This is a genomic window from Streptomyces sp. NPDC001492, from assembly GCF_053597275.1.
Genome location: NZ_JBSFHW010000002.1, coordinates 120662 through 132972, shown reverse-complemented (window position 1 = coordinate 132972; position 12311 = coordinate 120662). Strand labels below are relative to the sequence as shown.

Annotated in this window: 10 protein-coding genes; 3 read left to right on the top strand and 7 right to left on the bottom strand. The window is 70.6% G+C overall.

The window, feature by feature from the left end; all coding sequences use genetic code 11:
- Positions 1-66: 66 nt before the first annotated feature.
- Positions 67-1959 (bottom strand): propionyl-CoA synthetase, encoded by a 1893-nt coding sequence (locus tag ACWC1K_RS02920; RefSeq protein ID WP_450828317.1) that lies wholly within the window; start codon positions 1957-1959, stop codon positions 67-69.
- 217 nt (positions 1960-2176) lie between these two features.
- On the opposite strand from ACWC1K_RS02920, the gene ACWC1K_RS02915 reads away from it, so the two are divergent.
- Both ACWC1K_RS02915 and ACWC1K_RS02910 read left to right on the top strand, forming a co-directional pair.
- On the top strand, positions 2177-2539 hold the full coding sequence (locus ACWC1K_RS02915; protein ID WP_450828315.1) for an ArsR/SmtB family transcription factor: 363 nt from the start codon (positions 2177-2179) through the stop codon (positions 2537-2539).
- 123 nt (positions 2540-2662) lie between these two features.
- Positions 2663-3334: a lytic transglycosylase domain-containing protein gene (locus tag ACWC1K_RS02910; protein WP_450828313.1), complete on the top strand. Its 672-nt coding sequence runs from the start codon at positions 2663-2665 to the stop codon at positions 3332-3334.
- 211 nt (positions 3335-3545) lie between these two features.
- On the opposite strand, the gene ACWC1K_RS02905 is transcribed toward ACWC1K_RS02910, so the two are convergent.
- From ACWC1K_RS02905 to ACWC1K_RS02895, 3 genes are all read right to left on the bottom strand, one after another.
- Complete coding sequence (locus tag ACWC1K_RS02905) at positions 3546-3761, bottom strand: hypothetical protein (RefSeq protein ID WP_390693780.1); 216 nt, start codon at positions 3759-3761, stop codon at positions 3546-3548.
- A 359-nt stretch (positions 3762-4120) separates the two neighbouring features.
- On the bottom strand, positions 4121-5818 hold the full coding sequence (locus ACWC1K_RS02900; protein WP_450828311.1) for a purine-cytosine permease family protein: 1698 nt from the start codon (positions 5816-5818) through the stop codon (positions 4121-4123).
- A gap of 542 nt (positions 5819-6360) precedes the next feature.
- Positions 6361-7443: a substrate-binding domain-containing protein gene (locus ACWC1K_RS02895; protein ID WP_450828309.1), complete on the bottom strand. Its 1083-nt coding sequence runs from the start codon at positions 7441-7443 to the stop codon at positions 6361-6363.
- A gap of 110 nt (positions 7444-7553) precedes the next feature.
- Between ACWC1K_RS02895 and ACWC1K_RS02890 the strand changes: the two genes are divergently transcribed.
- Positions 7554-8012 carry a MarR family winged helix-turn-helix transcriptional regulator gene (locus ACWC1K_RS02890; RefSeq protein WP_450828307.1) on the top strand — a complete coding sequence of 153 codons (459 nt, stop codon included), beginning with the start codon at positions 7554-7556 and terminating at the stop codon, positions 8010-8012.
- A 111-nt stretch (positions 8013-8123) separates the two neighbouring features.
- Here ACWC1K_RS02890 and ACWC1K_RS02885 read toward each other — a convergent pair whose 3' ends face one another.
- The 3 genes from ACWC1K_RS02885 to ACWC1K_RS02875 form a co-directional block, all read right to left on the bottom strand.
- Entirely contained in the window at positions 8124-8585 is a 462-nt protein-coding gene (locus tag ACWC1K_RS02885) for a DUF6174 domain-containing protein (RefSeq protein WP_450828305.1), read from the bottom strand.
- A 197-nt stretch (positions 8586-8782) separates the two neighbouring features.
- On the bottom strand, positions 8783-11065 hold the full coding sequence (locus ACWC1K_RS02880; protein ID WP_450828303.1) for an ATP-binding protein: 2283 nt from the start codon (positions 11063-11065) through the stop codon (positions 8783-8785).
- Positions 11066-11452: 387 nt separating this feature from the next.
- Positions 11453-12262: an intradiol ring-cleavage dioxygenase gene (locus ACWC1K_RS02875; RefSeq protein WP_450828301.1), complete on the bottom strand. Its 810-nt coding sequence runs from the start codon at positions 12260-12262 to the stop codon at positions 11453-11455.
- Positions 12263-12311: the final 49 nt, after the last annotated feature.

Here is a 12311-nt window from a genome sequence, read left to right as displayed (position 1 = left end):
TCCCTGCCGCGGACGACCACGGACGGGCCCGCATCATGGATCCGGCCCGCCGGCGAGGAGCATTGCTCACACGTGGTGACCGGGTCCGCGCCGCAGCACAGGGCGCAGGTTCTCGATGACGCTCGGGTCGTCCACCGTGGAGGGGATGGGCTCGTCCAGGCCGTCGGCGATGCCGCGCATGGTCTTGCGCAGGATCTTTCCGGAGCGGGTCTTGGGCAGGGCCGGTACGACGGCGACGTCCTTGAGGGAGGCGACGGCGCCGATGCGTTCGCGCACCAGCTGGACGAGTTCGGCCTCCACCTCGGCCGGTTCGCGGACGGTGCCCGCCTTCAGGACGACGAGACCGCGCGGGATCTGTCCCTTGAGGTCGTCCGCGACGCCGATGACGGCGCATTCGGCGACGTCGGGGTGGGTGGCCAGGACCTCTTCCATGCTGCCGGTGGACAGCCGGTGCCCCGCGACGTTGATGACGTCGTCGGTGCGGCCCATGACGAACACATAGCCGTCGGCGTCGATGTGCCCGCTGTCGCCGGTGAGGTAGTAGCCGTCGAAGGCGGAGAGATAGGAGCCGACGAAGCGGACGTCGTCGTTCCAGAGGGTGGGCAACGCCCCGGGAGGCAGGGGGAGTCTGACGACGATCGCGCCGTCGACGCCGGGCGGCGCGGGCTGCCCGGAGGGATCCAGGACGCGGACGTCCCAGCCCGGCAGCGCGCGGGTGGGCGAGCCGGGTTTGACCGGGGCGGCCTCGATGCCGACCGGGTTGGCGACGATGGGCCAACCGGTCTCCGTCTGCCACCAGTGGTCGATCACCGGGATGTCGAGGAGGGCGCTCGCCCAGTGGTAGGTCTCGGGGTCGAGGCGCTCGCCCGCGAGGAAGAGATAGCGCAGGCGGGACAGGTCGTACTCCGCGGCGAGGGCGCCCTTGGGGTCCTCCTTCCTGATCGCCCGGAAGGCGGTCGGCGCGGTGAACATGGTCTTGACGTCGTACTCGGCGGCGACGCGCCAGAACTGGCCCGCGTCCGGCGTGCCGACCGGCTTGCCCTCGTACAGCACGGTCGTGGCGCCGGCCAGCAGCGGCCCGTACACGATGTACGAGTGGCCGACCACCCAGCCCACGTCGGAGCCGGTGAACATGGTCTCGCCCCGGCCGATGTCGTACACGGCGCCCATCGACCAGTGCAGGGCCACCGCGTAGCCGCCGCAGTCGCGGACGACCCCCTTGGGCTTTCCCGTCGTCCCGGACGTGTAGAGGATGTAGAGCGGGTCCGTCGCGGCCACCGGCAGACAGCCGACAGGCGTCGCGGTGGCGACCAGGTCGGCCCAGTCGAGGTCGTCCGGCCCCAACTCGGCGCGCTCCTGCGGCCGTTGCACGATCACGCTCTTCTCCGGCCGGTGCCCGGCGAGTTCGATCGCGCGGTCCAGCAGCGGCTTGTACGGGATGACCCGCTTGCCCTCGATGCCGCAGGAGGCGGAGACGATCACCTTCGGGGTGGCGTCGTCGATGCGGACGGCGAGTTCGGGCGGCGCGAACCCGCCGAAGACGACCGAGTGGATGGCACCGATGCGGGCGCAGGCCAGCATCGCGATGGCCGCCTCGGGGATCATCGGCATATAGATGACCACCCGGTCGCCGTGCCCCACGCCGAGCCGCGTCAGGCCTCCGGCGAAGGCGGCCACCTCGTCCCTCAGCTGCGCGTAGGTGTAGGTGCGCCGCGTGCCGGTCACGGGGGAGTCGTGGACGAGAGCGGGCTGATCGCCCAGGCCGGCCTCGACGTGGCGGTCGAGCGCGTTGAAACAGACGTTGAGCCGCCCGTCGGGAAACCAGCGGTAGAAGGGTGCACCGGAGGAGTCCAGGGCGCGTTGCGGAGCGACATCCCAGTCGATGCCCTCCGCAGCCTTCAGCCAGAAGGCCTCCGGGTCTTCGGTACTGGAGCGGAAGACTTCCTCGTACGTTCCCATGGCGCACTCCTTTGTGACATCGGGCAGGCGGCTGACGGCGTGCAGCACGCTGCCGGCACAGGCTTTTTCTATCGTCCGCATGTCGGGCCCGGCCAGCAGGACCCGCGAGCGACGGCAGCCGTTCTGCACGCCGCCCCGGCGGGCGCGCCGACGTGGTACGCCTACACTGGGTGCGCGCTTGTGCGAGTGCTGTGACGAGGGTGGGTGGGAGAGGACTGTGGCGCAGTACGCCGATGGCTACGAGGATCCGTCCGCCGAGCTGCTGGCGGAGGCCGCCGCGGCGTTCGGGCTGCTCGCCTCGTCGGCCCGGCTGCACATCATGTGGGCGCTGTCCCAGGGCGAGAGCGACGTCACGCATCTTGCCGACCGGGTCGGCGGCGCGCTGCCCGCGGTCAGCCAGCACCTGGCGAAGCTGAAGCTGGCCGGGCTCGTGCGCGCCCGCCGCGACGGCCGACGGCAGGTCTACTACGTCGACGACCCCGACGTCGTGACCGTGGTCCGCGTGATGGTCGGGCAGCTGACCGCCCGGACGCGCAGGGCCGCCGCGCCGGTGGGCCGACTGCACGCGGCAGGTGTCTGAGGCCGCCGTGTCCGTCATGGCCGGGCCCGAGCCGGAGGTTGCGGCGGCGCGGACACAGCGGCGCCGCACACAGGTCTTGACGCACCTGTTGTAGAAGGTGCCGGTCAACGGAGAGGGCGAGACATGTCGGAGTCACAGGCGCCGAAGCGCCGGCGGTGGCTCCCCGTGGTGGTCTTCGCACTGGCGCTGTACGTCATCGTGCGTGCGGCCGGGACCCCACAGGGCGACGCGCGACCCCCGCCACGAGCATCCGCCACCACTCCGGCCGCACCGGCGGCTCCTTCGACCTCCGCGGTGTCGGCCTCGTCGTACGACCCGGCCGACTACGCCTCCCGGATCCGCACCCGGGCTCGACAGACGGGCGTCAGCGCCCAGTTGCTGATGGCGATCCTCCACAACGAGTCGTGCAAGCCCCACGACCCGTCCCTCGAGCGGGCCTGGCAGAAGTACAAGCCGGACGCCGCCTTCGGCATCGCGAACATGCACCGCGCCACCTTCGACGAGGTCAAGAAGGGCCGGGACTTCGCCTACCGGCGGTGGGAGGAGCTGCCCGACGACCGGGACCTCGCGATCGAGGCCGAAGCCTGGTACCTGCACGACCTCGCGGCCCAGCTGCCCGCCACCTGGCACGGCGCCTGCACCAAGAACGACCTGCTGGCCCTCGGCTCCAACACGGGCGCGGGCAACATGCTCGCCTTCGCCCGCGGCGCGACCCCGGGCAGCCAGGCGCAGTCCTACCTGGACAAGCTGAACGCCAACTGGCCCAAGGCGGGACGCGCAGTCGCAGCCGACTGAAGCCGCGAGGGACACCGGCGCCAAGGAGCCCGCGGCGCCCCCCGCGACCGCGAAAGCACCGTGACCGCCTCGGCGGTGCCTCTCACCTGAAGCAGGGCACCGGGGCGAGCGGCCGTCGGCTGCTGGTGTGTGCCGCAGCCCGGTCAGGTCGTGATGGCTGTCGCCGGAGATCACCGGGGCCGACGACAACCCCAGTAGCGGTAGCCGGGGATCAGGGCACGGCGATGCCGTCCAGCTTGCCGGCCTTGGCGTCGGAGACCAGGTGGGAGAACTGGTCAGCGCTCATCTGCACCCGCTGGCCGAAGTCGTCGGTCAAGATGATGCGCTGTTCGGCGGGGGCGCTCGGGTCGACGAACAGTTGGGGACAACCGCAGTCGCAGTTGCCGCAGAAGGTCGCCACGGGCTCCAGTCCGTTGGTCTCGGGCATGCTGCTCCACCTCCGTGAACGTGGGGTCGCGGCGCATCGGTGTCCGAAACCGCCGGCCGCAGGGACTGCCCGAGGGATACCCGGCGCGACGCAGCCGGACTCGCGCCCCCGCCCCGGGCGGGTGCGCGGTCGATGGCCGGCGCGCGCTCGTGCTCCTCCCGCGCTTCCGGTGCCTCGATATCGCCGGGATGGCCGGGAACTGAACGACCCGCGGCTCCGACTTGTATGGAGGGGGCAGGTTTTCCGGACAGTTCGCGGGTAGCGGGGACCCACCGCCCGAAGGGCAGCCGACATCGGCTCCGGCCCGTGTCGAAGGACGCGGGCCGGAGCCGATCACCCATGGAGGTGAGGGTGGGGGGTCAGTCCGCGGATCGGACGGTCGGCATGGCGAGTACGACGGGTCCGGTACCGGCGCCGCTCTTGCAGGAGTCGTGGCAGTCCTTCTCCAGGCTGCAGCACAGGGAGCAGATGGCACCGGAGTGGAAGGGGCAGTTGGCCACGTCGGGCCGCTCGAAGTCGGTGGTGCACACGGCGCAGGTGAGCGTGACCGCCGACGGCAGGCCGTCGGCGCCGAGCAGCGGCTCCTCCAGGTCGTCGACACGGGCGATGTAGTACTTGCCCTTGGTCAGCACCGCGAAGAGCGGCGAGAGCACCATGGCCAGGAACAGGGCGATGAACGGGGAGTACGCCTTGCCGTAGTCGCCGAAGGCGTTGAAGTACGCGGCGATGGAGACGGCCGAGGCGATGAGCATCGAACCGAAGCCGACAGGGTTGAAGTTGTGCAGGTGGGCGCGCTTGAACTCGATGTACGAGGGGCTGAGCTTCAGCGGCTTGTTGATGACGAGGTCGGCGACGACCGCGCCGATCCAGGCGATGGCGACGTTGGAGTAGAAGCCGAGCACCGTATTGAGGAAGCCGAACACGCCGCCCTCCATCAGGGCCAGGGCGATCCCCACGTTGAGGAAGATGTAGACGACCCGGCCGGGGTGACGGTGGGTCAGCCGGGAGAAGAAGTTCGACCAGGACAGCGAACCCGAGTAGGCGTTCGTCGAGTTGATCTTTATCTGGGAGAGGATCACGAAGAACGTGGCCAGGCCCAGGGCCACGGGCGCGGCGAAGGTCTTGAAGCCGTGCACGTACTGCTGGATGGGCTCGTTGGCCTTGGACAGACCCACACTGCCGGCGATGTAGAAGGCGAGGAAGGCCCCGCCGATCTGCTTGGCCGCGCCGAGCACCACCCAGCCCGGGCCGGCCGAGAGCACCGCGCCCCACCACTTCTTGCTGTTCTCGGGCGTCTTGTCGGGCATGAACCGCAGGTAGTCGACCTGCTCGCCGATCTGCGCGATCAGGGACAGCGCCACGCCGGCGCCCGCGCCGACGCCGAGCATGCTGATGCCGGAGCCGGTGGGGGAGTTGCCGGCGAAGTGTGTGAACTGCGAGAACTTGCCCGGCTCCTGGATGGCGATGGACACGAACGGCGCGACCATCAGCACCAGCCAGACCGGCTGCGTCCACACCTGCATCTTGGACAGCGCCGTCATGCCGTAGATGACAAGCGGCAGGATGATGAGGGAGCAGATCAAATAGCCGACGGCGAGCGGGATGTGCAGCCCCAGCTCCAGCGCCTGCGCCATGATCGAGCCTTCGAGGGCGAAGAAGATGAAGGTGAAGCTGGCGTAGATGACCGAGGTGAGCGTGGACCCGAGGTAGCCGAAGCCCGCGCCCCGGGTCAACAGGTCCATGTCGATGGAGTACTTCGCCGAGTAGTACGAGATCGGGATGCCGGTCAGGAAGATGACCACTGCCGCGGCGAGGATGGCCACCATGGCGCTGGAGAAGCCGTTGGAGATGGCGATGGAGCCGCCGATGGCGAAGTCGGCGAGGTAAGCGATCCCGCCCAGGGCCGTGGTTGCCACCACGTAGGGGGTCCAGCGACGGAAGGACTTCGGCGCGTAGCGCAGCGAGTAGTCCTCCAACGTGTCGTTCTGCGCCCAGTTGTTGTACGTCCGTCCGCCCGCACTCACCGGTGGCGCTTCTTTGTCGACGATCTCCGTCACGACTCTTCCCTCTTCCGGACGCAGGGCCACCACCCGGATGACTCCGGGTGTTTCCAGGGAAGAGTCAGGTCCTTCTGTTTCTTGAGCGTTTCGCGTTCTTTAAAAGGGAGTTCTTTGGAGAGCCCTTTGTGTGACGCGCGTAGAAAATAGGGTGTCCGAAATTGAAGAAAGCTGGTCGGAGTGTCTGGATGTGCTTTCTGAGCTGGTCACTTCGTGGCTGTCCGCGGCTAAGGACGAGTGTGCCGTGCGGATTCCGGACGCATTTATCTGCCGAGCGGCCGGGTGGATGACGGCTGTTTACGGAGGTTGGGGTGAATTTCGCGATTGCGTACGGTCCGGCGGGGGATTCGCCGGTGCCGTCTCGCGCCTCCGGGGTGGGAAGGCGGGAGGGCGGGAGTCCAGCGCGGCCTGCGTCAGGGATGGCGACTTGCCTCGCTTGATACTTCCCGTAGAAAGTATTTCCGCGGCAGGGTATTGTCAACGGCCACGCGGGACAGCGGCCTGAGAGGTGCGCTGACCAGCCCCAACTGGAGGGCGAGGAGTCAGAGTTGGGCGATGATGTGGAAGTCGAAGGCGTCCGCCCGTGCCAGGTACAACCGTTGGGCGAGATGGTTGCCGTCCAGCCGCAGCAGGCCCCGCGGGCCCTCGTAGGACACCGTGTCCGCGACGGCACACATCGCCCGCACATCCAGCGACCGCGCCCGCTCGGCCAGCGCCGCCAGCAGCCGTACCCCTTCGAAGCAGGACTCGCCGAGGCTCCCCACGACGGGTGCCTGCACGCCGAAGCGGGCCGCGTAACGGGCGCTGAAGTCCAGGCTCTCCGCGGTCGCGAGCGTCTCGAAGAACCCGGCCGCCGCCCAGAGCCCCTCGGTGGCCTCGGCGCCGGTGGCCAGCAGGATGTTCTCGTCCATGTGGGTGCTCAGGCGCAGACACCGCTGGTGAAGACCGTATGCGGCGAACGCCCGGTTGAAGCGGGCCGCGTCGTCCCCGATCAGCAGCATCAGCACCGCGTCGGCCTCGCTCCGCTCGATCCGGCGCAGCACCGGCCCGAACTCGTGCGTCCCCAGCGGCACGAAGACCTCGTCCCGCACCCGGCCACCACAGGCGCGGGCATACCGTCGCGCGGCGCGAGCGGTCACCCGCGGCCACACATAGTCGTTGCCCACCGTGCACCAACGCCGCGCCCCGGTCGCCTCGGCCAACAGCCGCATCGCAGGAAGCAGTTGGGCGGCGTCGGTCTCGCCGGTCAGGAAGACTCCGGGGGTGCGCTCGCCGCCCTCGTACTGGGCGGTGTAGACGTACGGCACCCGGCCCGCGATGCGCGGCAGCAGTGCCTGGCGGACCGCGGAGGTGTGCCAGCCCAGCACTCCGTCGACGGCGCCCAGCGACACCAGTGCCTCGACCTCGGCAGCCACCTGCTCGGGCGGTCCTCCGCCGTCCACCGTGACGAGCCTGACCTCCCGGTCCAGCACACCGCCTTCGGCGTTGAGCTCTTCCACGGCCAGTTGCGCGGCCAGTTCGCAGGACGGGCCGAAGACCCCCGCCGGCCCTTGCAACGGCACGACCAGAGCCGCGACCAGCGTCGTGCTCGAGTCGCCGTTCCCTCTGGGCGGCACCGGATGCACAGATCACCTCCGTGAGGGCATGGGGCGCGCGGATCCCGGTCCGGGCCCCGGCGCCCTCGCAGAGGCTCGTAATCTGCTGGAACAGTAGACCTAGTGGAAGGACACCGGCAATGCCGTCCGAACCCTCCTCGCCGGACCTTGCGCACCTGCTCAGCCATGCCGAGCGACGCCTCGTGCAGCGCTTGGCGGGGGTGCTGGCGCAGGAGGGCTGCTCGGTGGAGGAGTGGCGTGTCCTGACGGCCGTCGCCGACGGGCAGGGCCATCCGATGACCGAGATCGCCGAGCACGTCCTCATGCCGGCGCCCAGCCTGACCAAGCTGGTCGACCGCATGGTCGCCGGCAACCTGGTCTACCGTCGCCCCGACCCCGACGACCGCCGCCGCGTCCTGCTCCACCTGACCGCCCGCGGCCGTATCCTCCACGACCGTGCCGCCCTTCGCGTCCACTCCGACCAGACCCGGCTCCTCGACGCCGTGGGCGACCAGGGAGAACTCGCCCGACTGCTGTCCGTCCTCACGGCGACGGTGGACGGGCTGCCCGCGATACTGCCAGGCCGCCCGCAGCGTTGAGGGGGAGCGCAGCCGGCGTACGGGCTGGATGACGGGGCCCAGGAAGACAGCGATGCCTTTGCCTTCGGGGGCGATGCGTGGGTTCCTCCCGTCCCGGGCCCTGCGCGCGGTTCAGGCGGGTGTCGGCCTGTAGGAGCTGATCACGTACAGGGCTTCGTCGTCGATGGCGTTCTGGTCCCAGTCCAGGGTGATCCGCAGGGGATGCCCGTCGGTCGCGTACTCCGCCTTCGCGGTGTGCGCGTTGTCGCTGCGGGCCTTCGCCAGCCGTTTCAACAGCTCGCCGATCGTGGGCACTTCGCCGGGCAGCTCCCGTACCTGCCGCCGGCTGTCCTCGTCGACACCGACCGCCTCCGTCACCTTGCCGCCGCGGACCTTGACCCGGAAGGTCCCTGCCAGGACCTGGGTGGTGGAGGTCAGTGTGTAGGCGTATGACTGGGGTTCCCGCCAGGTCGTGCGCACGGGCGCTGTGGCGGCCCGCGGCTCACCGGAACCGCAGGCGGCGGTCGCGCACAGCAGGGCCCCGCCCAGTGCGGCGACGGAGAGGACCCGAGGACGAAAGCGTACGGCGGCCATGACGACTCCCTCGAAGACGGCTACTGCTACGACGCCGGTCCGCCCGGCAACGTTCGGGCGGACCGGCATCGCTGCCGTCTGCGTCAGCTCTGCGACGGTGCCTTGCGCCGCCGCACCAGCCACCAGGCCCCCAGCTGATGAGCCGGATGCGAGCGGGAGCCTCCGCCGCGCGACGACGGCGCGAGGCCGGCGAGGCGTCACACGGACGGGTCTCCGGCCTTGACCCGTGTGGCCACCCACAGGGCGATCCGTGTGCGTGACCGCAAGCCCAGCTTGTCGCGCACCTTGTCCAGGTGGGTGGCGACCGTATGGACCGAAAGGCCGAGCCGTTCGGCGATCTGACGGTTGGTCAGCCCGTCGGCGACGAGCTCGGCCACCATGAACTCCCTTCCGGTGAGCGTCGATCGGCCGTCGACGGCCTCCACGGCGCGCTTCGCCGTTCGGTGGTCGGCGCTCCTTGTCCGCAGCGCGTACGCGACAAGGCGATCCGCGGGCAGCCGACGGCCGCCGCTGACGGCCGCGTCCCGAGCGGATGTCGGCAGCCGTGTGCTGATACGGGTCACCGTCCGTTCCACCTGGCGTCGCCATGAAGCCTCGGAGACGGTGTCGAGGCGGCGGCGTGCCTGCGCGCTCGCCTCGTACAGCAGGAGGGCCCGTCGCGTGTCTCCGCTCTCGGCGGCCACGAGCGCCAGGCCCTCCACCGGGTAGAGCGCATGAAAACTTGCCTCGGGGACGATCTGCAGCACCTCGCCGAACAGCGCCTCGGCGCTGTCCAGTTGCCCAAGGGCCAGCCGCACGGCGCCCGCCGTGTGCAGAGCGGCCGCGACCTGGTTCCACGGAGCGTGGCTTCTGAGCACGGGCAGGCAGCCGGACATGAGGATGTCGGCCTCCGGCGCCCCGCCCGCCTGGAGCAGCGCCCAGGCCAGGTGATGGGTGCACCACGCGGTGTCCTTCGGCCTGCCCAGGCTGCTGACGACCTCCAGGCACTCCCGCAGATCGCCTACGGCCGCGTCGAATTCCCCGCGGCACAGGCGCGCCGCGGCCCGCGCGTCCAGGGCGTTGGCAAGTCCGGCAGGGTGAGCGCGCATGCGCTCCACGGCCACCGCCTGCTCGCCGAGGTCCAGCGCCTGCGCCGGATCGGCCCGCTGGCAGGCCACGCGCGCCGCGAGCGCCGGTACCGCCCCGCCGAGCGTCCTGACGCCGTCTTCCCGCAGCAGCCCCGTCAGTAACGCGCGGGCGGCGGACGGCTGTTCCTGCTCGTAGTGCACGCGTGCCAGTTCCAGTTCCAGCCGTGGGCGCGAGACGCCGTCGTGACCGGTGGTGTCGGCCAGAGCCGCCGCGAGGTTGTCCCGTTCCACGGCCAGCGGGCTGCCGGCCTGGTCGGGGAACACCTCGCCGTCGGCCCGGTCCGCCAGTCCGTTCAGCCATACGAGGACCCGGTGCCCGGTGCTGTGCAACTCGCCGGATGCGAGCAGGCGCTCCAGGGCGTAGGCGCGGATGGTGCTCAGCTGTCTGAATCGTGCGGTCTCCGCGTCTCCCGCCGCGTCTCCCGAGAGACGTGCGATCAGGGACTTGGCCTCAAGGGCGCACAGGATGCCGAGTACCCGCGACGGGGCGACACCCTCGTCGGCGCAGACCGCCCGCGCCGCCGCCGTGTCGAACCCGCCGACGAGGACCGCGAGACGCCGGAAGACGGCCTGTTCGGCCGGATCGAGCAGACGGTGGCTCCAGTCGATCGCGGCGGCCAGCTCGCTGTGGTGCCCGGGGCCGGTCCTGTGCCCTCCTGACAACAGGGACAGCTGGGACATCTGGTCGCCCAGTCCTGCCAGGATGTCGCGCGGCGGAAGCGTCCTGGCCCGGCGGGCCGCCAGCTCGACAGCGAGCGTCAGGCCGTCCAGTCTGCGGCAGATCTCGGCGACCGTCCGGCCGTTGCCGCGATGCAGCGTGAACCCTGGCGAACAGCTCGAGGCACGCTCGACGAACAGCCGGACGGCGTCCGCCCGCAGCAGGACGTCCGGGTCGTCTCCGGCGTCGGCCGGCGGCAGCGACAGCTCACCGACGCGCAGCACCGTCTCCCCGGGCACCCGCAGGGCCTCCCGGCTGGTGGCGAGGATCCGTAATCGAGGGCAGCGACTCAGCAGGGTCGCTGTCAGCCGGGCACACGGCTCGGCCAGGTGCTCGCAGTTGTCCAGGATCAGCAGCCGACGGGCGTCGCCGATGGCGTGGACCAGGACGTCGACACCGGATCGTCCGGCCCGTTCCCCCACGGCCAGCGCGGCGGCGACGGACTGGGCCAGCGCGGCGCCGTCACGCAGCGCGTCGAGTTCGACCAGGTCGACCCGCCCGTGGCGGCCGGGCAGGCCCCTGGCGAACTCCAGCGCCAACCGCGTCTTTCCGACGCCGCCGGCACCGGTCAGCGTCAGCAGCCGTGACGTCCTCAGCAGCGTGCGCAGCCGCGACAGCTCCGCCCGCCGGCCCACGAAGGAGTCGAGGGCCGGCGGCAGACCGCGGCCCTGAGTGGTGGCCGGGGAGTCAGCGTTCTGTGCGGGCGGCGACGTGGCGGTCTGCGCCCGGCTCGAATCCGGGCGCGCCGAGCGTTGCCGGAACGCCCGTTGTCTGCATGCGCCGGAGCAGTAGCGAGCCGGTCGACCACTGCGGGGGCGATCGGGCAGCGGCGCACCGCACGACTCACATGTCATGCTCCGGTCATCCCCGCATTCCGGCCGCCCATGCCCGGATGCGAGGCTCGCGTCCGTCATCGTCGCACTGGCATACGCGAGTTCGAGCGGTGTGCATGGGCGGCCGACGGCGCGAGGGCGGTAGCCGGCACCGGCGCAGCGGACCGGCTACCGCGCGCGGCGGCACCGTCAGGGCACGGCGTCGGGATCGATGCCGAGCACAACAGTGCCGGTCACTCCCTTGCCGAGATCGCTGCCGACCTGCGTCAGTGTCAGCAGGGTGGAGGACCCGCCGTTGCGGTAGATGCCGTCCCTGGCGTTGAGCGTGCGCGTGGCCGTGTTGCTCCGGTAGGGGGCCAAGACGGCGACCCTGCTGTTGTACGTCTCCGGGAAGTAGAGCTGACCGGTGTGGGAGACGTGGCCTCCCCGGTACTTGCCGTTGGCGACGGTGCCGCCGACATGCGTCTTGACATGGATGTGGAGGGCACGGCCGACGTACCAGCCGGGATAGATGGTGGTGAACTCGGCGACGCCACCGGAGTCGGTCAGTTGCACACCGCGCAGGAAGGTCGTGTCCGGGGTGGAGCCGCCGGCCACGTAGCCGGAGTAGACGCCGAGAGCGTCGCAGTGCCAGATGTCGACCGCCGTACCGGGCAGCGCGGAGCAGGTCGCGGTGTCGATCACCTTGACGCGGAGGGTGAGCGGCACGCCGGCCTTGCCCTCGGTGATGTCCTTGCGGACGGTCTCCAGGTCCAGGTAGTACGGCCCCTCGGTCTGCTCGGGCGTGAGGACGCAGTCGGCGGCAGGCCGGGCCGGGGCGGCGCCGTTCCGGCCTGCGGCCACGGCCGCCTGCCCGGAGGTGAGCCCCAGAGCGGCCGCTCCGAGGGTCGCACCGCCCAGGGCGGCGATGACGGTTCTACGGCTCGCACCGCCCGAGCCGCCGGTCTGCTCGGGCGCGCGCTCGGGTTCTGTGGAAGGGGGTCGGGGGGTGTCAGTCATGCTGGGAGCATGGCGCGCGCGGCGGTGCGCGGGATCGATCGGATGACCG